Consider the following 21,697-nt stretch of genomic DNA (forward strand, 5'->3'; position numbering starts at 1 on the left):
ATTGCCGGAGGCGGATAATGGGTATCCTAAACACTCTTTTGCGGGCTGTTACCTGGTGGAACGGGGCAACCCTGAACACGCAAATCTTCACGGCGCGCAATGGTGTAAAAGTGGGAGAGGACGATGAAGGCAACGTCTTCTATCGCAATGCGGATGACAGCAAACGCTGGGTGATTTTCAACGGCGAGGCAGAGGCCAGCCGGGTTGATCCCGAGTGGCATGGTTGGCTGCATCGCACCTGGGATGAGCCACCGACGGACCGGCCGCTCAAACACAAGTCCTGGGAGAAACCGCATCAGGAGAACCTGACAGGCACTGCCCTCGCGTATACGCCAGCAGGATCTCTGCGTCGGGCAGAGCCGGTCGAGCGCAAGGACTACGAGGCCTGGAGCCCGGAATAGAAGAGGCGAGCAATGTCGACCCACAACTGGACCGAAGTATTTGTCGGCGGTGCCGTCCTGGCCTGCGCCGTCGCATTTGGTGTTTATGCCAGCCAGTCCACCGGCCTGTCCCAGAGCAGAGCCGGCTATGAACTGGGTGCGTCTTTCCGATCGCTGGAAGGTGTGAGCGTGGGAACTGACGTGCGCCTTGCGGGTGTCAAGATCGGCACCGTCACGGATGTAACTCTGAATTCTGACACCTATCGCGCCGACACCACCTTTTCGGTCGCGGATGGTGTTCTGGTCCCGGATGACAGCGCGGTCGTGATTTCCTCAGAAGGTTTGCTGGGTGGAAACTTTGTTGAGGTGATGCCAGGTGGGTCTCCGTTCTACTTTGAGCCCGGCGATCAGATCGAAGATACGCAGGGCGCGGTCAGTCTGATCTCGTTGCTGGTTAAGTTCGTGGCCGGAGACGGCGGCGAATGATACGCGCGCTGACAGTTGCACTGGCATTGATGGCCACATCCGCGTCGGCGCAACAAAAGGTCCAGTCTGGACCCGGGGCGATGTTGCGCGGTTTGGACAAGGTGAACGGTCAGACTGTGGATGTTGAACTGAAAGCCGGTGAAACACAGGCCGTCTTTGGCTTGGATGTCGCGTTGGGGGATTGCCGCTATCCGGTGGACAACCCAACCGGGGATGCGTTTGCTTTCCTGACCGTCTGGGAACAGGGTAAGGCCGATCAGCTGTTTGACGGCTGGATGATCGCGACCTCTCCGGCGTTGAACGCCTTGGATCATGCGCGTTACGACGTTTGGGTGATCCGCTGTATCACGCCGTCCGCGGACTGAGCCAGCGGCGCCGTGAAATCCGCACTGGCGTTGATCGCGTCGTCCAAGATTTTCCGATAGTCACTGCGGGGGATTTCAATCGCCCCGAGCGAGGCCAGATGGCCCGTCAGGAACTGCGTATCGAACAGCTGAAACCCGGTTTGCCGAAGCCGATCCATCAGATAGGCAAGCGCAATCTTCGACGCGTCCGAGCGGCGCGAGAACATGCTTTCCCCAAAGAATGCGGCCCCTAGAACCACACCGTAGACTCCGCCGACAAGCTGCTCGCCCTCCCACACTTCAAGAGAGTGCGCGTGGCCCGCGCGGTGCAGCTGTTGGTACAGGTCGCTTAGTTCAGCGTTGATCCAGGTGTCGGCGCGGTCGGCGCAACCATCGACGACGCCGGCGAAGTTTTGATCAATCGAGACCGAGAACCCGCATTTCCGGAGTCGTCGCGCGAGACTGCGCGAGATATGAAAGCCATCCAGCGGAAAGACACCCCGGAATTTGGGGTCCACCCAGAACAATTCGGGGTCATCACGGTGCTCGGCCATCGGAAAGATGCCGATGGAATAGCCATGCAACAAAAGCTCAGGGGACAGGCTCATGCGAAACACCCAAGGGCCGGGGGGCAAAAGCCAACCGGCCCCATGTTTTAGTCGGCCATATTCTCCGCAAGCCAGTGCTCCAGCCAGTGGATGTTGTAGTCGCCTTTGTGCAGATCGGGTTCTTGCAGCAGGGCATGGAACAGAGGCACCGTGGTGTCGATGCCGTCAACGATCAACTCACCCAAAGCCCGTTCCAGACGCGCCAGCGCCTCGGGCCGGTCACGGCCCTGAACGATCAGCTTGGCGATCAGGGAATCGTAGTAGGGCGGGATCGAATAGCCGTCATAGAGCGCGGAATCCATTCGCACACCCAGACCACCCGGAGCGTGATACGCGGTGATCCTGCCGGGGCAGGGTGAGAAATTCGGCAGTTTCTCGGCGTTGATACGGACTTCTATCGCGTGACCGTTGATCTCAAGGTCATCTTGTCCGAAGGACATGTCCTCGCCTGCAGCGACGCGGATTTGTTCGCGCACCAGATCGACGCCAAAGATACCTTCGGTCACCGGGTGTTCCACCTGCAAACGGGTGTTCATCTCGATGAAATAGAACTCACCATTCTCATAGAGGAATTCGATGGTTCCAGCGCCGATATAGTTGATCTTGGCCACCGCGTCGGCGCAGATCTTGCCGATCTTGGCGCGTTCTTCGGGGGTGATTGAGGGGCCGGGGGCCTCTTCAAACACCTTCTGGTGGCGGCGTTGCAGCGAGCAGTCGCGTTCGCCCAGATGGACCGCCTTGCCCTTGCCGTCGCCAAAGACCTGAATCTCGATATGGCGCGGCGTGGTCAGGTATTTTTCGATATAGACCTCGTCATTGCCAAACGCGGCCTTGCCTTCGGCCCGCGCGGTCATGAAAGCGCTTTCCATCTCATCGGCGCTTTGCGCGACTTTCATACCCCGCCCGCCGCCACCGGCGGTGGCCTTGATGATGACAGGATAGCCGAATTCCTCGCCGATGCGCTTGGCATCCTCCAACGTGGGAACGCCGCCGTCCGAACCGGGCACGCATGGCACACCCAGATCCTTCATCGTGTCCTTCGCAGTGATCTTGTCGCCCATGACGCGGATATGTTCTGCGGTGGGGCCGATGAAGGTGATGCCGTGGTCTTGGACGATCTGCACGAACTCGGCATTCTCGGACAGGAAACCATAGCCCGGATGGATCGCCTGTGCGCCGGTGATTTCACAGGCCGAGATGATTGCTGGGACGGACAGATAGCTTTGCGGGCTGGGCGGAGGGCCGATGCAGACCGACTCGTCGGCCATACGCACATGCATCGCATCGCTGTCTGCGGTGGAGTGGACGGCAACCGTCTTTATCCCCATCTCGCGCGCTGCGCGGATCACGCGCAGGGCGATCTCGCCGCGGTTGGCAATCAGGATCTTGTCGAACATGGGCCCGCCTTACTCGATAATGACCAGAGGGGTGCCGAATTCCACAGCGTCGCCGTCGCCAACCAGAATGCGTTTCACGGTGCCCGACTTGGGTGCATGGATGTGGTTCATGGTTTTCATCGCTTCGACGATCAGCAGGGTATCGCCTTCGGACACGGATGCGCCTACCGAAACAAAGGCAGGAGCGCCCGGTTCGGGCTGCATATAGACCGTACCGACCATGGGTGACGTGACGGCACCGGGATGGTTGGCGGGATCATCCGTCTCGGCCGCAGGGGCAGCGGGCGCAGCAGCTACAGCAGCAGGTGCCGCTGCTACAGGTGCAGCGGCCGCAGCCGGAACGGCAACATGAACCGGAGCGGGGGCGGCCTGCGTCATGCGGCTGACGCGCACGTTCAGGCTGTCTTCTTCACCGTATTCGCGTTTGACCTGCAACTCGGTCAGGTCGTTTTCGCGCAGCAATTCGGCCAAGGCTTTGATGAACGCCACATCCGCATCGTGTTTGGTATCTGTCATGAGTATCCTCGAAGGTTCCCCTATGGCCCGTCTGTTTGCGCGGGCTTTGGTCTGATTACGCAGCGTTATACGGCAAGCGCGCGGTCATGAAAAGCGCCGTTTGGCCCTGAAAAACAGGGGGTTTCACAGGATTGGGGCAGGGCAAGCCGGTCACAGGGGCATGCCTGACAGCTTTGCCACCAGCTCGGACAGTTTTCGGGCGCTGAATTTCTCGAGCAGACGGGCCCGGTAGGCTTCGATCGTGCGATAGCTGAGCCCCAATTCCATACCGATCTCTTTTGCCGACAAACCGCGGCATGACAGGATTGCCACTTCGCGTTCGCGAACCGTCAGTTCGACCAGCGGGCGTTCTTCGGAGATGTCGGAAAAGCTCCAGATTCCGTGACGAAACGGGTCGTCCGGTGTCAGCGAGCGTCCACGGGCGCGGCACCAGAACAGGTCTCCGTCCCGGCGGCGCATGACCCGTTCATCGGTGTAGTATCCGGTGTCCCGCATGACCTGCAGACTTCGCTGTCCGATTCTTTCCCAGTCCGCGACCGAGGGATAAAGATGCAGCAAAGGCATGTTGCGATATTCGGCTTCGTCGCCGCCAAAGGTCCGCGCGAACTGAAGGTTGCACCGCCGGATAATGCGGTTCTCCAATTCGACCAGTCCGATAGGTGCATATTCAAAAGCTGGATCGCTCATCCGGTCATGGTGACGGCAAATGCGATGAATTAGAAGGGGCGATGCGCAGCCTGGCTACTTGGTCCGGGGCGAAATCGGGTGAGACGTGTTGTCAATGCTGTTAACTATATCTGAAAACTGGTGTATAACTATCAGAAAATGATAAGATAATCTGAAAACTGAACCAGAAAATCCTTCCAAAGGAGACTGAGGGCCTACGTCATGCGTGATTTGCTAACAGGTAGCCGAATACGGGAAAGACGGCAGATTGCAGGGCTGCGGCAGGCCGAATTGGCGCGTCAGGTTGGTATTTCCGCCTCCTATCTGAACCTGATCGAACACAACCGCCGCCGGATCGGAGGCAAACTTCTGGTCGATATTGCCGGCGCACTGGCAGTAGAGCCGTCGCTGTTGACGCAGGGCATCGAGGCGACGCTGATCTCGGCGCTGCGAGAGGCTGCGATAGACGCCGTGGGGCAGCAGGCCGAGATTGAAGTGTTGGAGGAATTTGCGGGTCGATTCCCGGGCTGGGCGGGTGTGCTGGCGCAGATGCACCGCAGGGTTGTGTCCCTGGAACGTAAGGTCGAAACGTTGTCGGACCGGCTGACGCATGACCCTCATCTGGCCGCGTCGATGCACGAGGTACTGTCTACCGCAGCGGCGATTCGCTCGACCGCAGGAATTCTGGCAGACACACAGGACATTGACGCCGAATGGCAGGACCGGTTTCATCGCAATTTGCATCAGGATGCCGAGCGACTGGCGGAAAGTTCCAAGGCCTTGGTAACCTATCTGGATGAAAGCGATACCTCGAACGATCCGCGTGCGGCGCCGCTTGAGGATGTCGAGGCTTTTCTTGAACAGCGCGGCTACACCATTGCGGAGTTGGACGCCGGGCAGGGCGTTGAGACGGTTGCGCTGGATGGGCTGAACACCGCAGCCGCGCGCAGTCTTGCTCTTGACTGGTTGCGGCAGTGCGCGGCTGACGCGCGGGCGATGCCGCTCGATCAGGTAACCACCGCTTTGAACGACGCTGACCCCGATCCCATGGAGTTGGCGCGCAGGTTCGCGGTAGACGTGCCAACCGTGCTCAGACGGTTGGCCTGCCTGCCCGAAGACCTGTCGCCACGAGCGGCGGGGTTGGTGATCTGCGATGCCTCGGGCAGCATCCTGCTCCTCAAGACGGTGCCCGGTCTGTCAATCCCGCGCCACGGCGAAGCTTGTCCGCTTTGGCCGTTGTTTTCTGCATTGAGTAGGCCTCTGGTGCCGATCCGAAAGCGTGTTGTGCAACTGGGAAGGACGGCGGCGGCATTTGATTGTCACGCCTATGCGTGGCCTCACAGCGTCTCTGACTACGATCAGGAACCCGCCTATCGCGCCGTGATGCTGGTACGCCCGGTCCTGGACGCTGACCCCGATACGGCTGTCACGCCAGTTGGGTCAAGCTGTCGCGTATGCCCGAGTACAGAGTGTGGATCGCGGCGCGAGCCGTCGATTCTCAGCGAAGGCTTTTGACAGGTTCCGGGCCAAGCGCTTAGTCTGGCGTGGACTGGCCCCGGGGTGGAGACCGGTCATGGGGAGGACAGACACATATGAGCCGTAAGGTTCTGTTAATAGAGGATGAGCCCAACATTGCCGAGGCCATCCGGTTCCTGCTGACCCGCGAGGGGTGGCACGTAGAAACACATGGCGACGGGGCGGATGCGCTGCAGGTCATCCGGGGCGCACAGCCCGATCTGGTTATTCTGGATGTGATGCTGCCGGGAAAAAACGGTATGGACATACTGCGTGATCTAAGGGAACTGGACGAGATGCAGAACTTGCCCGTGCTGATGCTGACCGCGCGCGGCCAGTCCCGGGATCGGGAAATGGCCGAGAATGCGGGGGTGAGTCGCTTCATGACCAAACCGTTTTCGAATGCCGAGGTGCTGACCGCCGTGCGGGACCTGCACGCGCAGGCGACACGGTTATGAGTGTGGATGAGGGTCAGGAATCCACATCGCGCGGGGCGCGGCCCTCACTGTTTCTTGAACGGCAAAGCTATCGCCGACGCAGGTTGACAGATGCCGCTCGGGTGTTGCCGTTTCTGGGCGCGGCGCTTTTGGTGCTGCCGTTGCTGTGGCCGGATCACGGCGTCGAGGGCGGAGGAGTGCCGTTGTCTTCGGCCATACTCTATATTTTCGCCTGCTGGATCGGTCTGATTCTTGTCAGCCTGATTTACGGGCTGGCAGCCCGGCACATGGGGGCAGGTGAAGATCCCGACTCGGATGGCGACTGATGGCAACGCTGAATATCCTCATCCTCGTCTGTCTGGGCTATGTGGTGCTTCTGTTTGGAGTGGCCTTTGCAGCTGACCGCCTGGCGGCGTCCGGGCGTGGAATGTGGTTGCGGTCACCTCTGATTTATACGCTGTCTCTGTCGATCTATTGCACCGCCTGGACGTTCTACGGCGCGGTTGGTAATGCTGCGCGTTCAGGTCTGGAGTTCGTGACGATTTATCTGGGGCCAACACTGGTGATGATCAGCTGGTGGTGGGGCTTGCGCAAATTGGTGCGCATTGGGCGCAGTCAGCGGGTGACCTCGATCGCCGACCTGTTGTCGTCGCGCTATGGCAAGTCGAACACGCTTGCGGTCTGTGTGACGGTCCTGGCGGTGCTGGGCGGCACGCCGTACATTGCGCTTCAACTTCAATCGATCACGTTGTCTTTCTCGATCTTTGCCGAGGCCGACCTGTCGGGCCTGTATCGTGAGGGGTCGAGCGTGTTCTGGATGGCCGCAGGGCTGGCTGTGTTTGCCATTCTGTTCGGCACCCGCAACCTGGACGCCAATGAGCGTCACCACGGTGTCGTAATGGCAATCGCGGTGGAATCGGTTGTCAAACTGTTTGCTCTGTTGGCTGTTGGTATCTTTGTGGTCTGGGGCGTGGCAGGCGGCATTGGCCCAATGATGGAGCGGATCGACGCGTCTGAGATCGGGCAATGGAATGTCGATGGCGGGCGTTGGACGACCTTCATTTTTCTGTCCGCCGCGGCCTTTGTCTGTCTGCCGCGGATGTTTCAGGTGATGGTGGTCGAGAATGACGACGAAGGTCATCTGCGCACCGCCGCCTGGGCTTTTCCACTGTATCTGTTGTTGATGAGCCTGTTCGTTGTGCCCATTGCCGTTGTGGGGTTGGACCTGTTGCCTGCGGGATCAAACCCCGATCTGTTTGTCCTGACCGTGCCTCTGTCGCAGGGTAAAGACGGGCTGGCGATGCTATCTTTTATCGGAGGGTTCTCCTCTGCCACGTCAATGGTGATCGTCACCGCGATGGCCTTGTCGACGATGGTGTCGAACCACGTCGTGATGCCGATCTGGCTGAACACCCATGAACGGGCGGGGTCTGTCCCCGGTGATGTGCGCAATATCGTTCTGATGGCACGCCGGGTCTCGATCGCTGTGATCATGGCGCTGGGTTACTTCTACTACCGTCTTTCGGGTGGTGGTGCGGCCTTGGCAGCAATCGGTCTGGTGGCCTTTGCCGGTATCTCGCAAATCCTGCCTGCTCTGGTCGGTGGCTTATTCTGGCGCGGGGCCACGAAAGCCGGCGCTTTGGCAGGGTTGACTGTGGGCTTTTTCCTGTGGATCTACACGCTGCTGCTTCCGGGTATGGGCGGGGCTTGGATGCCTGAAAGCGTTGTGCTCAATGGCCCGTTTGGCATTGGCTGGCTGCGTCCGCAGGCGCTGTTCGGGATCGAGGGGATTGATCCCATGGTGCATTCGGTCATGTGGTCAATCTTTCTGAACGCCGTTGTGTTCTGCGTGGTGTCGCTGGCGAGTTTTCCCAGCCCGTTGGAACGATTGCAGGGGGCGCAATTCGTCAACGTCTTTGATCATTCTGTTGCTCCGCGCGGCTGGACGGGCTCGGTGGCGCAAAGCGAGGACCTGATGATCATGACCCAGCGCATTCTGGGCACGGTCCCTGCACAAGAGCTGTTCCAGCGCGAGGCCGAACTGCAAGGCGGGCGCACACGCCTGCCGGAGCCCACACCGGGTTTCTTGGCGCGGCTTGAACGAGAACTCAGCGGTTCGGTCGGGGCGGCGACGGCGCATGCGATGATCGGACAGATCGTGGGAGGCTCTTCGGTGTCCGTCGAAGATCTGTTGGCGGTGGCTGACGAATCGGCGCAACTGCTTGAGTATTCCGGTCAGATGGAGCTGAAATCCGCCGAACTTAGCCGGACCGCACGACAACTGCGCGAAGCGAATGACAAGCTGACGCAGATTTCGGAACAGAAGGACAGTTTCCTCAGTCAGGTCAGTCACGAGTTGCGCACACCGATGACCTCGATCCGGGCATTTTCGGAAATCATGCGCGATACCGAAGGTCTGAGCAGTGAAGAGCAGACCCGCTATGCCGCCATCATTCATGACGAGGCGCTGCGCCTGACGCGCCTGTTGGACGACCTGTTGGACCTCAGTGTGCTTGAAAGCGGGCAAGTCAGCCTGAACCTGGGCGATGACAGTCTGCGCTGGGTTCTGGACCGATCTGTCTCGAGCGCACTGGCCGGAACGGATCAGAGGTTGACCGTGCGACGGAGCAAAGTGTCCGAACGCATTTCGCTTCTAACGGATCTCGACCGGTTGGGGCAGGTCTTCATCAACCTCATTTCCAATGCGCGGAAATATTGCGATGCCGATGAACCTGTTCTGACGATTTCCGCGCATGATGTGGGCGGTCAGGTGGTTGTCGATTTCATTGACAATGGCAGCGGTGTTCCACCCGAGGCGCAATCGATGATCTTCGAGAAATTCGCAAGGGTTGGCGGGGACAAGGCCGGCGGCGCAGGGTTGGGGCTGGCGATCTGCCGCGAGATCATGCATCGCTTGGGCGGTGACATCACCTATTTGCCGGGGCAGGGCGGGGCAGGCTTTCGGGTCAGCCTGCCTTTGGCCTACCGCGAAGCAGCGCAATAGCAAGGTTTAAAGAAGTTCGTAACCTTCGCCGGGTTAAACCATGGTTCGGAAAGGGTACGGACGCCATGGCACACACCGGCAGCGCCGTTTTGGCGCAAAAACTGAGATTGGGGCAAGGGGATCAGGGTGATCGCCCGCGCTCGGTATTGCGAGCTTTGCGACTTGGTTTTGCGCGTGCCGCAGGTGATCGATTGAACCTTCCACTGACAGTCATTGGCGCCAGACAGGCAGATCGGGCACAGGCGGATATTGGTGAAGCACTGGATGATGACTGGCTTTTGCTCAAGTTTTCAGGAGATGACGGGGTCGCGGCGGCTTGTCTGGACATAAACTGTGTCTCGGCAATCGTGCAGACCCAAACCATCGGAGAGGTAACGGCTGATCCCCCGCCTGTTCGGGCTTTCACGGATACTGACGCAGCCATGGCCGCCCCGCTGGTCGAGGACGCATTGACCCGGGCCGTCAACTTGGTCGATTCGGCAGATCAATCGATTTTGTCAGGCTATGAATTTGCGTCACGCGTGACAAACAAACGTTACCTGATACTGGAGTTGATTGCCGAGAGCTATCGCGTCTTTGACCTGACAGTTGAACTGGCCGGTGGACTGCATCAGGGGCATATCTCGGTCTTGCTACCCGAGGGGGTGCGCGCGGACGGGACAGAGTCCAAAAGCGACGTGAACACTGGTCCCAGCCTAGAGCAATCCTCCGGTGTGGTTCGGGCCGAACTGAACGCCGTGCTGTGTCGCATGTCGTTGCCATTGGGGCATTTTTCAATTCTCGAGGTTGGGGGGCTATTGCCCTTGACCGGGGCGCGGCTGGACCAAACACAGATATTGACGATTGAGCGCACGCAAGCTGCCCGTGGACGCTTGGGTCAATCCGGGGGTATGCGGGCCGTTCGGCTGAACGAAACCACACCACATGCAATGTTGACCGAGCAGGACACGACGGAATTCATTGCAAGCAAACCCGCTGCTGCCTCGCCCGATCTGTCCCGGATCGGTGCTGACAAGTTGGTCGAGCCTTTAGATATCTCTTCGGCAGCGCAAGATATTGAGCCCATCGACAGTGATCTGAGTCTTGTTGCGCCCGATCAGATGGCTGCCGAAATCTCGCAGTTGGCCGGCCTTGACGGCCCGGAGGATGGGCTGGACTGAGCTAGCCAGAAGTGTTGCGCAGTTGATCCAGTGCCGGGCGTAGGCCGTCCAGCTGATACCCGGCATTGGTGGTCGCGGTTAGAATCTCATCTGTGCTCATGTGGTTGCACTGTCCCAAAGCCCATACGACGGAACAGCGGGTGCCCGAGGCGCAATAGGCCAAAACCGGCCCCGAGCAGCTTTCGGCCATATCGCGTTGCCGGGCGACGTTCTCGGGGGTCATTGTCTGGTGGGTGAGTTCCAGTATCTCGTATTCCAGACCGGCGGCACGCACCGCTTCACCGATGGCGTCGGATTGCAAAACCTCAGGCACCTCGGCATTGGGTCTGTTGCAGATGACCTTTACGAAACCGGCCGCGGCAATGGCGGGCACGTCCTCGACAGTGATCTGGGGGGACACGGCGTAGCGGGGTGTTATTGGTCGAATCTCCATGGCAATTGCTTAGGCCGGGTTTGCCGTCCTGTCCAGTTGCGCGCGCAATCCTGATGACAGTCGCATTCCGACGGCCATCGCCAACACAGAAACAGCGCTGCTGATCCCGCCATAGGACAGCGCCGCCATGGCCGGACCGGGACACAGCCCTACCAGCCCCCAACCGGCACCAAACAGGATCGAGCCCACGATCAAATCGCGATCAAGCTGGTTGCTTGCCGGGCTCGGGAAGATGCCCCCGATCAGCGGGCGTCGGTGTTTGGTCAGCTGCTAGGCCACCAGCATGGGAAGGATCGCGCCGCCCATCACAAACGCAAGCGTTGGGTCCCATGCCCCGAAGATATCCAACCATTCCTGAACTTTACGGGTATCGGTCATGCCCGAAAGCAGCAGGCCCGCGCCAAACAAGGCACCGGCTATCAAGGCGATTAGAAGCCGCATCAGATTAATCCCAATCCATGCCGCAATATTGCCAAGACCAACACTCCGGCCCCGATGTAAAAGACCGCGGCGACGATCCCGCGCGGCGAAAACCGGGATATCCCGCATACCCCGTGGCCCGACGTGCAGCCATTGGCCAGACGCGTTCCGACCCCGACCAAAAGCCCGGCCACGATCAGCAGACCAAGGTTCTCAGTCAGGTGGGTTTTCGGTGGTTGAGTCATGAACCGGCTTGGAACCAAAGGCTTGCCAATCAGCCCAATGGCAAATGCCAGATTCTCTCTGCGCCCGTTGCAGTCGATCAGGTCGCCGAGGATGCCGCTTGTTCCCATGATGCAACCGTTTCCCAGCTGGTACAGCGCGGCTCCCGAGGCCGATCAGTACGCCGCCAGACAGGCCTCGCATCCTGTCCGGGTTCATGTCCGTTTCATCCTTTCCCGACTGTGCGGGTCAAAGCTTGTTGATGGGCAATTTCAGAAACACATCGCCCTGTTCATCCGCCGGCGGCATCCGACCGGCACGCATGTTGACCTGAAGCGAGGGCAGGATCAGTTTCGGTTTGGCAAGGGTCGCATCGCGCGCGTCGCGCATTTTAACGAACTCTTCGATACTACGCCCTTCCCCGATATGGACGTTCAGCGCCTTCTGTTCACCCACCGTGGTTTCCCAGGCAAATTCATCCCGTCCTGGAGCCTTGTAGTCGTGGCCGACGAACACACGGGTTTCATCCGGCAGAGTTAGGATTTTCTGGATCGAGGCAAAAAGTGTCTCGGACGATCCGCCCGGAAAATCGCAGCGCGCGGTGCCGAAATCCGGCATGAACAGCGTGTCGCCGACAAAGGCAGCGTCTCCGATGACATAGGTCAGACAGGCAGGAGTATGACCCGGCGTATGCAACACATCGCCCCGCATCTGACCAACGTGAAAGCTGTCGCCTTCGCGGAAGAGAGCGTCAAACTGGCTGCCATCCCGTTGAAACTCCGTGCCTTCATTGAAGATCTTCCCAAACGTCTCCTGCACCTCGACGATTTGAGCCCCGATGCCGATCTTTCCGCCCAATTCCTGCTGTAGGTAGGGTGCGGCCGACAGGTGATCGGCATGTACATGGCTTTCCAGTATCCACTCGGTCTTCAGATCATTCGACCGAATATAGTCGGCAATCTGATCGGCCGATGTGGTATCTGTCCGGCCCGAGGCGTGATCGAAATCCAGAACACTGTCTACAATTGCACAGGCGCGGCTGCTCTCTTCGTGCACGACATAAGACACCGTAAACGTCTGATCGTCGAAAAACGCTTTTACTATTGGTTTCATGGTTTCCTCCGCTCAGATGACATTTATGAAATTCAGAATGTGGCGCAAGTGCCGGGTTGTTTTTGATGCCGGTCAAGGCATTGCAGATGAAATTCGATTAATCTTTAGCCGAATCGCGCAGAATTGCCGAATGCGCTGCTTTCTCAGGCAAGAATCCGCGCGCGTGTCAGTTATGATCTTAGGGTCTTATTCCCGTTACCTATATCAAGGATACTGGCACAATCTGGGAGGATCGAAATGATGACGAAAAACCTCTACTCCGAAGCTGAGCAGCTCGAGAAAAAACTGCAGGACGCGTGCCTTGATACGCGCCTGGCGCTTCAGCCCAGTTTCAGCAAGATCGTTGATCGGATGCGGCAGCAGGGTATGCATGTGCCGTCCCGCATGCGCCGCTTGGATGCAGCCTTGTGCGAAGATGCAATGGAAGCGCGGTTTGACAATCTGCCTGTCTGACCTGCTTGGTCATCCGAAGGAAATGCCAAGGATGACCAGCATCAGCCCGATCACAGACAAAAACAACGAGGCCAGGTTCCAGGGCAAAACGCCCTGAACCACTGCGCGCAGTTCATCATCCGAAAGCCCGGACTTGCGTGCTTTCATCACACGCAGAATGCACCAGACCAAACCGGCAAGCCCGGCCAGAGACAGGGCAGCCCCGCCCCAAGTGATGAATTCGAACATGTTTTCCTGCCTTTGCTGGTGTCCCGTTCCCGCGCTTATCGGATCGGGGTTCGCCGCACAAGCCTGCCCTCTTGGAATGGGCGCTTGCGACCCGGACAGCACCGATGTATCCGACATCAATCTTGATGTCTCAGCATCGCAAATCAGCCTCTGGGAGAGACCTAAATGGAAGATATGACCGAAGATCAGGCCGCCGCCAACTACCGCGTGACAGCAGGTGAGCTGCGCCAGTTCGTCGAACGGTTAGAGCGTCTGGATGCCGAAAAGAAAGACCTGGCCGAACAGCAGAAAGAGGTCATGGCCGAAGCTAAAGCCCGCGGCTACGACACCAAGGTCATGCGAAAGGTGATTGCTCTGCGCAAGCGCGACAAAGACGATATCGCCGAAGAAGAAGCGGTTCTTGAAATGTACAAGGAAGCGCTGGGCATGTAAGGTGATGCGGCCCTGCGCTAGGGCTGCAGAACACTTACCCCCGGCATCGACCGGATTTTGGCTAAATCCTGTTCGTAGATTTCCGAGAATGCACCGACCAGATCAGCATTCCACCCCGGCAGTTCCAGCTCTTCCTCGATCTGCGCGGGGTCGGCATGCTCGTCGAACAGATGCGCCAGACTATTCCGAAGCATGTCCCGATCTTTGCGCCCGATTTGGTGAACAAGTTGGGCCAGTTCGGCCCGTCCGGTATCGGTCAGCAAAGATGCGAGAAACGCGTATTCATGCAGCACCGTTGCGTCTTCGGGCAAGCCCGCAAGCGCGCGCAAGATATCGCCCCAGATCAGGGGGGTGTCTTCATTGGCCCAAAGGGTCAGCTGAACGTCGGGTGCCTGATCGCGCAGATCTTCGATCATGTTCAACCAGCTGAGACAGCTGATGTCGGTATTGTCCAAAACCGCCTTTCGCCGGTCCTCGGGCAAGGACATCAGCGTTTTCGAGATAAAGGTGGCCGGGTTCATCACCCCAAAAAACAACTCTATTTGTTCATCATTCAGAATGCGATCCACAAAGGCCGTCCGTTCTCCGGCGAGCGGATAGAATTGCCCGTCAAGAATGGCGGTTCTTCTGGGGCCAAAAGTCTTGTCGCTTGACACAATCACACGATCGCAGGCCGTGCGATCCGGCAGAACGCACTCTAGTTGGTCCTGGACCTCAAGCGGGTTTTTGCCACCTGCCATTGCATCCGAGGCTACTTTGACGAACTGTCGACCCTGCGCGAGGTCAAGCGGAACGATCCGTTGTTGCTGCAAACCGTCTGCATTTGCCAACAGGGTTTCGATCAGGCAGTCATTGTCGGAAAAAGCGACGCCAGCGTGGATAACAACCTGCATTTTTGTCCTTTTGCTAACGCGCCTACCTGAATGTGTTACAGCCTGTACGGGCATCGGTAAATGCCGCAACGGATCATGTTTGGATTTGTGGTCGCGGCAGGAAAAATGTTCCTCTTGATCATCAGATGAAAATTGAGGCTTGCAGTCCCTTCTTGGAGACAGTAATCGACTGCCAGTGCCCCTATAGCTCAGCTGGTAGAGCAACTGATTTGTAATCAGTAGGTCCGCGGTTCGAGTCCGTGTGGGGGCACCAAAACGCTCAGTTTCTCCCTTAACTGTCTTGAAAATGTTTGTGCTAGGTACTTTCCGTGACACAACCGCAGACCCGTCTTGGAGATACTTTGGCTTTGATTGCGAAACGATCTGTTTGACTTCGCGACAATCGTTGACGTGTTTGTCTGGCGCTAAGTGATCAGAAACGCTTGGGGTATTCACCAGGACAAGGCTATGAGAAGTTGAATTTCCAGTATTTTTTGATGCTAGAAGATGGTGGGCGACCCTGGAATCGAACCAGGCGTGCGTCTCCGCGAGGGAGTTACAGTCCCCTGCCACACCTTGCGGCCTGTCGCCCACTGTCAGGCGTTGCACCTGACGTGGAGGCGTGATTACTAGCGCACCAAAGGAGCGTCAACAGGAAAATACCGCTTTGACGCAGGAAATCGAATGCCCGGCCCGGAGGCCCAGAAAATGAAAAAACCCAAGTGGGTCGTCGAGAAGGAACAGGCGCGAAAAGCGGCTGCTGCGGAAACGGTTTGGCTGTTTGGCCTGCATGCGGTGCGTGATGCGTTGATGAACCCAAGACGGCAGAAACTGCGTCTGATCGTGACCCGAAACGCCCGGGACAAGTTGGCGGAAGCCATTGCTTTTGCAGGGGTCGAGGTGGAAATGGTAGACCCGCGCAAGTTCACGGCTCCGATCGACCCGGGGTCCGTCCATCAAGGGGCGGCGCTTGAAGTCAAGCCGTTGGACTGGGGTGGATTGGCAGAAAACTGTATCGGGCGCGAACACCCGCGGGTCATCCTGTTGGACCGAGTAACAGACCCGCACAACGTGGGTGCGATTCTGCGTTCGGCCGAAGTGCTGGGAGCCAGTGCGGTGATCGGTACGCGGCATCACTCTGCCCCTGAAACCGGAGCTTTGGCGAAGACCGCCAGTGGCGCTTTGGAACGGCAGCCCTATCTGCGGGTGCGCAACCTGGCGGACTCAATTGTCGAACTGCAAAACATGGGTTTTCTGGTTCTGGGTTTGGATGGCGAAGCTGAACATACAATCGAAGAATCTATCGGTGAGAAAAGGGACCGCCCTGTGGCATTGGTGCTGGGGGCCGAGGGTCCGGGTCTGAGGCAGAAAACTAAGGAAACCGTTGATCAGCTGGTGAAAATTGACGCAGCAGGAGGGTTCGGGTCCTTGAATGTCTCAAATGCGGCGGCTATCGCCTTATATGCATCTCGGTATACAGAATAGGAGAGTGCTATTTCCGGCCCGTCGAAAATTGCCACCTGCTGCTATTGCGGGACTCGCGCAGCGCTTGTCCTGAAAGGCAAGCAGCGTCATGAGCTCAGCTGTTCCAGCTGCGGCGCGCCTCTGCATGATCTCAAGATGTTGCCCAAACGCAAGGTATCCGACGGCAGGCCCAAAAGACATGCGGTGTCTCATACCGTGCCACCAAAGTCCAAACGCAGAAAAAAGAAAAAAACTCTGTTTTCACGTGTGATGGACGAGGCCTGGGACGTGATCGAGGACATCTTCGACTGACCCAAACTTCCCACGCCTGTTCACAACCGCGTCAACGGGGGTGCTACACGGCAAAAATCATTGCAGTTTGATACCCTGTGTTCATGATTCTGTAGTCGCGATGCTGACCCGAAGCTCTCTATTTGGCGCGTTGAGCGCTGTTTTTCTTGCCTGTGCCGCTCACGCGCAGGACACGCCCGTCTACTTTGCCCCTGACGGTATGGCGATGGGGGGCTATGACCCCGTATCCTATTTCGAAGGCGATGTGCCCGTGCAAGGTCAGCCTGAGATTTCGGTGATGTGGAAAGGGGCAGAGTGGCACTTTGCCTCTCACCAGAACCGCGAGTTGTTCGAGGGCAATCCGCGGGCTTTTGCCCCTCAGTTCGGTGGATATTGTTCCTACGCCATGGCGCATGGGGTGTTGAAAAGCACCGATCCAAGTGCTTGGCGGGTCGTGGATGGACGTCTGTATCTGACCCATTCGCCCGAGATCGAGCAAATGTGGCGTCAGGATCAGGGTGAATACATCCAGCAGGCCCGGGAATACTGGCCCGAGATATTGTATCGCGAATAGGATCGCGTCCGCTTTTTGTGAAAAGTCATCACAAAAATGCGCGCCCCCTCTTTTTTTCGCCGAGATCATGCCTAAATGTCACAGTGACCGCGGAACGGAACTGCCGCGGGTCATTTCACTGTCCCTCGTTCCAACAACTGGCGCCCAAGGCTTCTTGGGCGCTTTTTTCTTTTCTGGCCCCTGTCTATGGTGCCCGACATGCCAGAGTATTCAGACGATCACCTGAAAGCCATTTTGCAGCGCACCAAGACCGTCGCTGTTGTTGGCGTATCCATGAACCCGGTCCGCCCCAGCTATTATGTGGCGCGCTACCTGTCTCTGAAAGGCTACAGGGTTCTTCCGGTCAATCCGGGCCATGCGGGCAAAGAACTGTTTGGTCAGAGGGTTCGCGGTAGTCTGACCGAGATCACGGAACCGGTTGATATGGTGGATATCTTCCGCCGGTCAGACGCGGTTCCGCCCATCTTGGATGAGGCGCTGCAGACTTTTGCCGATCTGCGCACGATCTGGATGCAGATCGGGGTTGAGCACCCAGGCGCGGCTGCAAAGGCCGAGGCGCGCGGCATGGATGTGGTTATGAACCGGTGCCCAAAAATCGAGTATCAACGCCTGTTTGGTGAACTGCGTATGGGTGGGTTCAGCACCGGGATCATTTCGTCCAAGCTCTAGCGTCACTGTGCAACGTAAGGCTTGAGGCGCGCGACCTGCTCCTGTCTGCGACTTTCCAGAACCACCTCACGTGGGAGCCAGTCATATCTTGTGTCCTCGACCAGAGGGGACCAAAAGAGAACCCCGCCATAGCGCCAGGGGTCCAGAACAACGCCGTCGTAGAGAGACTCGCCGCGGCGGCTGATGATGGCCGTGCTGTGATCGATTCGCAGCGGATTGTCGGCATTGGCGATGGCGCGATGCATTTCCAACGTCTGAAATTTCTCTTGCTTCAACCGTCGTTCGATATCTTCGGCCCAGTGCCAGCACAGCCCGCGCGGGCGCAGACCTTTGTTGACCTTGGCGTTGTGGATCAATGGAGGGTCGGTAATCTCGTATTCCTGCACCAACTGCGCGGTATAAGAATAGGCGATGCGTGCGGCCCGGTCGGCCTCTGCTGGGTCCACATCGGGACCGAGTCTGCGGATCTCAGACGCCAGTCGCTGAACCTCGTCCCCTGTGGGGGGTGGCGGGCTCGTACAGGCCGCTAACGCCACTAGGGCTAGCAGCATGGCGAATACTCTGATCATGCGCACGCCCTTCTGTGGGTGGACCATGACATCCGATCATACAGGGCAGTGCGCCTTGACGAAACCCTTCGCTCAACCCTTTGGGCGGGATGCTTTCTCGGTGATACCGCTGATGCCCTGACGGCGCGCCAGTTCGGCCAGCACATCATCCAGGTCCACATCACGTGCGGCCAGCATGACCAACAGGTGAAAGAACACGTCCGCAGCCTCGGCCGTCAGCCCGTCCTTGTCGCCTTTGACAGCTTCGATGATGGCCTCAACGGCTTCCTCACCAAACTTCTCGGCGCATTTCTCAGGGCCTTGGGCCAGAAGCTTGGCGGTCCAACTGGACTTTGGATCGGCAGTTTTGCGCGTCTCAATGGTGACCGCCAGATCGTGCAGAATGCTCATGTCAGCCTCATCGGGATGCCCGCCGCGGCCATGTGTTCCTTGGCCTCGCGGATGGTATGTTCGCCAAAATGAAAGATCGAGGCTGCCAGCACCGCACTGGCCCCACCCTTGGTCACACCTTCGACCAGGTGGTCCAAGTTGCCTACGCCGCCCGATGCGATCACCGGCACGTCGACAGCGTCAGCGATGGCGCGGGTCAGGGGCAGGTTGAACCCGGCCTTTGTTCCATCACGATCCATGGATGTCAGCAGGATTTCCCCGGCGCCCTTGGCAACCACGGTTTTGGCAAACTTCACCGCATCTATGCCGGTGGGTTTGCGACCGCCATGGGTGAAGATTTCCCACTTGCCGGGGCTGACGGTTTTGGCGTCAATCGCGCAGACGATACACTGGCTGCCAAACTGGTCTGCCGACTCGGCGATCACGTCAGGGTTGGCGACCGCTGCCGAGTTGAAGCTGACCTTGTCCGCCCCCGACAGCAGCAGAGCGCGTACGTCGTCTTTCGTGCGCACACCTCCACCCACGGTCAGAGGTACAAAACACTGTTCTGCAGTGCGCTGAACCACATCAAACATGGTGCCGCGATTTTCATGTGTGGCGTGGATGTCCAGAAAGCAGATTTCGTCGGCGCCAGCGGCGTCATAGGCCTTGGCCGACTCGACCGGGTCGCCTGCATCGCGCAGACCCACAAAGTTCACACCTTTGACCACGCGGCCATCCGCGACATCGAGACAGGGAATGATACGGGTTTTAAGCATTGGGTATCCTCTGGTCAGGGCACCTCTACCGGCAAAGCCCCGCCGATGCCAGACTTGTGATTGCCACCCCTCTCAAACCTGTGAAACATGTTCCCAAATTCAACAGGAGATCAATGAGATGCGAACTTTCTTTTTGGCGACCACATTCATTTTCGCAGGAGCAGTTGCGGCAATGGCCGACGATATCATCAAAGTAGAAACCGATAAATCCGTGGCTCAGGCGCTGGACGCGCTTGAGGCTGCAGTGGGCAATGCAGGCGCAACCGTCTTTGCCCGTATTGACCACGCAGCGGGTGCCGAAAAAATAGGCACCCCCATTCCACCCAATCAGGTGCTGATCTTTGGCAACCCGGCACTGGGCACACCTGCCATGCAGATCGATCCGCGCGCAGGGCTGTTTCTGCCCCTGAAGGTGCAGGCCTATGAGGATGCGAATGGGCAGGTTTGGCTGGCCTATGAAGACCCGAAAGAGACAATGGACGATCTCGACGAGGTCGAGAATTCGCCCGTGATCGAAAAAATGCGCGGTGCGTTGAAGAAACTGACGGCTGCTGCCGCAGGATAAGGTCTATGCGCTTGCGCGATGAACCCGCGCAAGCGCGTTTCTGGCGATCAGGATGTGAAACGGCAGGATGGCGGCCAAGTACAAGCGCCCACCCAGATTGTGCCGGTGAACCCATGTGGCCAACGAAATACGGCCATTCTCGGACAATACAGAAACCCGAAAGTCCAGGTGGCTGTCGTTGAACCCTGCGATCACCTCGTTTTCATTGTCGTGCTCAACCGGAAAGATCCCGACTTTGTCTGTTGCGGCAGGCCCTGCAGTGCTCAGACCAAACGGTGCGACCAACATTCCACGCAGTCGCACCAGTGCTTTGGCCCATGCCGGAAAGTCAGTGATGATTTCAGCAGCCTGACGCGGCGAGATATCGGACGCGACGCTGAAACAATCCAGAAAATCGCCTTTTTTGATCCGCTTGTGCAGCAAGCTTCGGGCCGACAGCACCGAACGTTCTACGTGCGAATGGAACATTGAACTACTCTCTGAGCGTATTCAGAGCCTCTTTCAGATCAATCGCACCATCATACAGCGCGCGACCGGAAATGGCACCGTTCAGCGCTGCGCCACAATCGCGCAGAGCGATCAGATCCGCAATTGATGAAACGCCGCCCGACGCGATGACTGGTATGTCTACTGTTTTGGCCAGTGCTGCCGTTGCCTCAATATTGGGGCCCTGCATGGCCCCGTCGCGATTGATATCGGTGTAGATAATCGCGCTGACGCCGGCATCCTCAAAGCTGCGGGCCAGATCGGTGACCTGCACGTCTGTTTCTTCGGCCCAGCCTTTGGTGGCAACCATGCCATGGCGGGCGTCGATGCCGACAGCCACCTTGCCGGGAAACGCCTTGGCGGCTTCACGCACCAGATCAGGGTTTTCGACTGCGACAGTGCCAAGGATGACCCGCGCCAGTCCCTTGTCGATCCACGTCTCGATGGTCGCCATGTCCCGGATGCCGCCGCCGAGTTGCGCAGGAACGTCACATGCCTTCAGGATTGCTTCGACCGGGGCGGCATTGACCGGCTCACCCGCAAAGGCCCCGTTCAGGTCGACCAGATGCAGCCATTCGCAGCCTGCTTCGACAAAGGCACGGGCCTGTGCCGCGGGGTCTTCGTTGAACACGGTGGCTTTGTCCATTTCTCCGCGCAGCAGGCGAACGGCTTTGCCGTCTTTCAAGTCGATGGCGGGATACAGGATCATGTCGGGCGGCCTTATCTGAATGTTACATGGGCGGCGTATCGCACAAGCAGGGCAGGGGATGCAACGCGACGCAAAGTCAATCTTGCCCGATGCCCCGCAGCGGGCCAGACTGAACACAAATCAGGGAGGTTATCATGAAGAAACTTGCACTTTCGTTTGCCTTTGCAACTTTGGCCACTGGCGCGATGGCGGCCGATCCCGCCGACGGGCTGTGGAAAACCCAGCCGGGCGACACCGGCGGCTACCTGCATGTCTCGATCTCCGAATGCGGCAGCGCGATCTGCGGAACGATCGACAGCGCTTTTGATGGCGATGGCAACCAGCAACTGGAATACGAAAACCTCGGGAAACAGATCATCTGGGATATGGTTCCAGAGGGCGGCGGCAGCTATGATAGCGGCAAAATCTGGGCGCCTGACCGGGACAAGACCTACAACTCGAAAATGACGCTGGACAGCCAGAACCAGTTGACCGTCAAAGGCTGTGTCGCCGGTGGTCTGGTCTGCCGCGGGCAAACCTGGACCCGCGTTCAGTAA

The 21,697-nt window shown here is 58.3% G+C and carries 30 protein-coding genes, 2 tRNA genes and 1 pseudogene; 17 read left to right on the top strand and 16 right to left on the bottom strand.

The window, feature by feature from the left end; translation table 11 throughout:
* The first annotated feature begins 17 nt into the window (after positions 1 to 17).
* From ACR0L4_RS00490 to ACR0L4_RS00500, 3 genes are read left to right on the top strand one after another with little or no spacing between them, the layout of a single operon-like run.
* A complete protein-coding gene (locus ACR0L4_RS00490; RefSeq protein WP_170753110.1) occupies positions 18 to 401 on the top strand; it encodes an NADH:ubiquinone oxidoreductase subunit NDUFA12 in 384 nt (127 codons plus the stop codon).
* A 12-nt stretch (positions 402 to 413) separates the two neighbouring features.
* A complete protein-coding gene (gene mlaD, locus ACR0L4_RS00495) occupies positions 414 to 866 on the top strand; it encodes an outer membrane lipid asymmetry maintenance protein MlaD (RefSeq protein ID WP_170753108.1) in 453 nt (150 codons plus the stop codon).
* Positions 863 to 1,231: a DUF2155 domain-containing protein gene (locus tag ACR0L4_RS00500; protein WP_480509762.1), complete on the top strand. Its 369-nt coding sequence runs from the start codon at positions 863 to 865 to the stop codon at positions 1,229 to 1,231. The genes mlaD and ACR0L4_RS00500 overlap by 4 nt, the downstream gene beginning before the upstream one ends.
* Here ACR0L4_RS00500 and aat read toward each other — a convergent pair.
* The 4 genes from aat to ACR0L4_RS00520 all read right to left on the bottom strand — a co-directional run bounded on the left by aat (position 1,186) and on the right by ACR0L4_RS00520 (position 4,418).
* Complete coding sequence (gene aat / locus ACR0L4_RS00505; protein ID WP_480509764.1) at positions 1,186 to 1,818, bottom strand: leucyl/phenylalanyl-tRNA--protein transferase; 633 nt, start codon at positions 1,816 to 1,818, stop codon at positions 1,186 to 1,188. The genes ACR0L4_RS00500 and aat overlap by 46 nt on opposite strands.
* 47 nt (positions 1,819 to 1,865) lie before the next feature.
* Complete coding sequence (gene accC / locus ACR0L4_RS00510) at positions 1,866 to 3,215, bottom strand: acetyl-CoA carboxylase biotin carboxylase subunit (protein WP_170753101.1); 1,350 nt, start codon at positions 3,213 to 3,215, stop codon at positions 1,866 to 1,868.
* Between the two features lie 9 nt (positions 3,216 to 3,224).
* On the bottom strand, positions 3,225 to 3,731 hold the full coding sequence (accB, locus tag ACR0L4_RS00515) for an acetyl-CoA carboxylase biotin carboxyl carrier protein (RefSeq protein WP_480509766.1): 507 nt from the start codon (positions 3,729 to 3,731) through the stop codon (positions 3,225 to 3,227).
* 150 nt (positions 3,732 to 3,881) lie between these two features.
* Complete coding sequence (locus tag ACR0L4_RS00520; protein WP_170753096.1) at positions 3,882 to 4,418, bottom strand: LuxR C-terminal-related transcriptional regulator; 537 nt, start codon at positions 4,416 to 4,418, stop codon at positions 3,882 to 3,884.
* 201 nt (positions 4,419 to 4,619) lie between these two features.
* On the opposite strand from ACR0L4_RS00520, the gene ACR0L4_RS00525 reads away from it, so the two are divergent.
* The 5 genes from ACR0L4_RS00525 (at position 4,620) to ACR0L4_RS00545 (ending at position 10,513) form a co-directional block, all read left to right on the top strand.
* Positions 4,620 to 5,912, top strand: a complete 1,293-nt coding sequence (locus ACR0L4_RS00525) for a helix-turn-helix domain-containing protein (RefSeq protein WP_480509768.1) — start codon at positions 4,620 to 4,622, stop codon at positions 5,910 to 5,912.
* Between the two features lie 77 nt (positions 5,913 to 5,989).
* Positions 5,990 to 6,370 carry a response regulator transcription factor gene (locus ACR0L4_RS00530; protein ID WP_480509770.1) on the top strand — a complete coding sequence of 127 codons (381 nt, stop codon included), beginning with the start codon at positions 5,990 to 5,992 and terminating at the stop codon, positions 6,368 to 6,370.
* The gene (locus tag ACR0L4_RS00535) at positions 6,367 to 6,675 is read left to right on the top strand and encodes a hypothetical protein (RefSeq protein ID WP_170753090.1); all 309 of its coding nucleotides are present in this window, start codon (positions 6,367 to 6,369) and stop codon (positions 6,673 to 6,675) included. Before ACR0L4_RS00530 ends, ACR0L4_RS00535 begins: the two co-directional genes overlap by 4 nt.
* Entirely contained in the window at positions 6,675 to 9,353 is a 2,679-nt protein-coding gene (locus tag ACR0L4_RS00540) for an ATP-binding protein (RefSeq protein WP_480509773.1), read from the top strand. Before ACR0L4_RS00535 ends, ACR0L4_RS00540 begins: the two co-directional genes overlap by 1 nt.
* Before the next feature lie 65 nt (positions 9,354 to 9,418).
* Positions 9,419 to 10,513: a FliM/FliN family flagellar motor C-terminal domain-containing protein gene (locus ACR0L4_RS00545; RefSeq protein WP_480509775.1), complete on the top strand. Its 1,095-nt coding sequence runs from the start codon at positions 9,419 to 9,421 to the stop codon at positions 10,511 to 10,513.
* Position 10,514: 1 nt separating this feature from the next.
* Here the strand turns inward: ACR0L4_RS00545 and ACR0L4_RS00550 are convergent, their stop codons facing one another.
* The 4 genes and pseudogenes from ACR0L4_RS00550 to ACR0L4_RS00565 all read right to left on the bottom strand — a co-directional run bounded on the left by ACR0L4_RS00550 (position 10,515) and on the right by ACR0L4_RS00565 (position 12,701).
* Positions 10,515 to 10,946: a protein tyrosine phosphatase family protein gene (locus ACR0L4_RS00550; protein ID WP_480509777.1), complete on the bottom strand. Its 432-nt coding sequence runs from the start codon at positions 10,944 to 10,946 to the stop codon at positions 10,515 to 10,517.
* A gap of 9 nt (positions 10,947 to 10,955) precedes the next feature.
* Positions 10,956 to 11,387: pseudogene (locus tag ACR0L4_RS00555) on the bottom strand (DUF6691 family protein).
* Positions 11,387 to 11,719 (bottom strand): YeeE/YedE family protein, encoded by a 333-nt coding sequence (locus tag ACR0L4_RS00560; RefSeq protein WP_480509779.1) that lies wholly within the window; start codon positions 11,717 to 11,719, stop codon positions 11,387 to 11,389. Before ACR0L4_RS00560 ends, ACR0L4_RS00555 begins: the two are co-directional and overlap by 1 nt.
* Before the next feature lie 118 nt (positions 11,720 to 11,837).
* Positions 11,838 to 12,701, bottom strand: a complete 864-nt coding sequence (locus tag ACR0L4_RS00565; RefSeq protein ID WP_480509781.1) for an MBL fold metallo-hydrolase — start codon at positions 12,699 to 12,701, stop codon at positions 11,838 to 11,840.
* Between the two features lie 237 nt (positions 12,702 to 12,938).
* Between ACR0L4_RS00565 and ACR0L4_RS00570 the strand changes: the two genes are divergently transcribed.
* Complete coding sequence (locus tag ACR0L4_RS00570) at positions 12,939 to 13,154, top strand: hypothetical protein (RefSeq protein ID WP_170753079.1); 216 nt, start codon at positions 12,939 to 12,941, stop codon at positions 13,152 to 13,154.
* A gap of 9 nt (positions 13,155 to 13,163) precedes the next feature.
* Here ACR0L4_RS00570 and ACR0L4_RS00575 read toward each other — a convergent pair whose 3' ends face one another.
* Entirely contained in the window at positions 13,164 to 13,382 is a 219-nt protein-coding gene (locus ACR0L4_RS00575) for a hypothetical protein (RefSeq protein WP_170753278.1), read from the bottom strand.
* Between the two features lie 165 nt (positions 13,383 to 13,547).
* Between ACR0L4_RS00575 and ACR0L4_RS00580 the strand changes: the two genes are divergently transcribed.
* The gene (locus ACR0L4_RS00580) at positions 13,548 to 13,814 is read left to right on the top strand and encodes a DUF2312 domain-containing protein (RefSeq protein WP_170753077.1); all 267 of its coding nucleotides are present in this window, start codon (positions 13,548 to 13,550) and stop codon (positions 13,812 to 13,814) included.
* 17 nt (positions 13,815 to 13,831) lie between these two features.
* Here the strand turns inward: ACR0L4_RS00580 and ACR0L4_RS00585 are convergent, their stop codons facing one another.
* Positions 13,832 to 14,707, bottom strand: a complete 876-nt coding sequence (locus ACR0L4_RS00585; protein ID WP_480509783.1) for a hypothetical protein — start codon at positions 14,705 to 14,707, stop codon at positions 13,832 to 13,834.
* A 177-nt stretch (positions 14,708 to 14,884) separates the two neighbouring features.
* On the opposite strand from ACR0L4_RS00585, the gene ACR0L4_RS00590 reads away from it, so the two are divergent.
* Positions 14,885 to 14,960: transfer RNA gene (locus ACR0L4_RS00590), tRNA-Thr, on the top strand.
* A gap of 234 nt (positions 14,961 to 15,194) precedes the next feature.
* Here the strand turns inward: ACR0L4_RS00590 and ACR0L4_RS00595 are convergent.
* Positions 15,195 to 15,278 (bottom strand) — tRNA-Tyr (locus ACR0L4_RS00595).
* A gap of 116 nt (positions 15,279 to 15,394) precedes the next feature.
* Between ACR0L4_RS00595 and rlmB the strand changes: the two genes are divergently transcribed.
* From rlmB to ACR0L4_RS00615, 4 genes are all read left to right on the top strand, one after another.
* The gene (rlmB, locus tag ACR0L4_RS00600) at positions 15,395 to 16,171 is read left to right on the top strand and encodes a 23S rRNA (guanosine(2251)-2'-O)-methyltransferase RlmB (protein WP_170753054.1); all 777 of its coding nucleotides are present in this window, start codon (positions 15,395 to 15,397) and stop codon (positions 16,169 to 16,171) included.
* A 9-nt stretch (positions 16,172 to 16,180) separates the two neighbouring features.
* Positions 16,181 to 16,462, top strand: a complete 282-nt coding sequence (locus ACR0L4_RS00605) for a hypothetical protein (RefSeq protein WP_480511110.1) — start codon at positions 16,181 to 16,183, stop codon at positions 16,460 to 16,462.
* Between the two features lie 100 nt (positions 16,463 to 16,562).
* Positions 16,563 to 17,015, top strand: coding sequence for a YHS domain-containing (seleno)protein (locus ACR0L4_RS00610; protein ID WP_480509785.1), 453 nt, complete (start codon positions 16,563 to 16,565; stop codon positions 17,013 to 17,015).
* Between the two features lie 198 nt (positions 17,016 to 17,213).
* A complete protein-coding gene (locus ACR0L4_RS00615; RefSeq protein WP_480509787.1) occupies positions 17,214 to 17,684 on the top strand; it encodes a CoA-binding protein in 471 nt (156 codons plus the stop codon).
* 2 nt (positions 17,685 to 17,686) lie between these two features.
* Here the strand turns inward: ACR0L4_RS00615 and ACR0L4_RS00620 are convergent, their stop codons facing one another.
* From ACR0L4_RS00620 to hisF, 3 genes are all read right to left on the bottom strand, one after another.
* Complete coding sequence (locus tag ACR0L4_RS00620) at positions 17,687 to 18,253, bottom strand: hypothetical protein (protein WP_480509789.1); 567 nt, start codon at positions 18,251 to 18,253, stop codon at positions 17,687 to 17,689.
* A gap of 72 nt (positions 18,254 to 18,325) precedes the next feature.
* Positions 18,326 to 18,643, bottom strand: coding sequence for a phosphoribosyl-ATP diphosphatase (locus ACR0L4_RS00625; protein ID WP_480509791.1), 318 nt, complete (start codon positions 18,641 to 18,643; stop codon positions 18,326 to 18,328).
* On the bottom strand, positions 18,640 to 19,401 hold the full coding sequence (gene hisF / locus ACR0L4_RS00630; RefSeq protein ID WP_170753044.1) for an imidazole glycerol phosphate synthase subunit HisF: 762 nt from the start codon (positions 19,399 to 19,401) through the stop codon (positions 18,640 to 18,642). Before hisF ends, ACR0L4_RS00625 begins: the two co-directional genes overlap by 4 nt.
* Before the next feature lie 118 nt (positions 19,402 to 19,519).
* On the opposite strand from hisF, the gene ACR0L4_RS00635 reads away from it, so the two are divergent.
* Positions 19,520 to 19,966 (top strand): DUF302 domain-containing protein, encoded by a 447-nt coding sequence (locus ACR0L4_RS00635; protein WP_480509793.1) that lies wholly within the window; start codon positions 19,520 to 19,522, stop codon positions 19,964 to 19,966.
* A gap of 3 nt (positions 19,967 to 19,969) precedes the next feature.
* Here ACR0L4_RS00635 and ACR0L4_RS00640 read toward each other — a convergent pair whose 3' ends face one another.
* Positions 19,970 to 20,434, bottom strand: coding sequence for a DUF2867 domain-containing protein (locus tag ACR0L4_RS00640; RefSeq protein ID WP_480509795.1), 465 nt, complete (start codon positions 20,432 to 20,434; stop codon positions 19,970 to 19,972).
* Positions 20,435 to 20,438: 4 nt separating this feature from the next.
* Positions 20,439 to 21,161 (bottom strand): 1-(5-phosphoribosyl)-5-[(5-phosphoribosylamino)methylideneamino]imidazole-4-carboxamide isomerase, encoded by a 723-nt coding sequence (gene hisA, locus ACR0L4_RS00645; RefSeq protein WP_480509797.1) that lies wholly within the window; start codon positions 21,159 to 21,161, stop codon positions 20,439 to 20,441.
* A 134-nt stretch (positions 21,162 to 21,295) separates the two neighbouring features.
* Here hisA and ACR0L4_RS00650 point away from each other — a divergent pair, with 134 nt between their 5' ends.
* The gene (locus ACR0L4_RS00650; RefSeq protein ID WP_170753038.1) at positions 21,296 to 21,697 is read left to right on the top strand and encodes a DUF2147 domain-containing protein; all 402 of its coding nucleotides are present in this window, start codon (positions 21,296 to 21,298) and stop codon (positions 21,695 to 21,697) included.

It is taken from the genome of Ruegeria sp. AB5 (genome assembly GCF_056542645.1).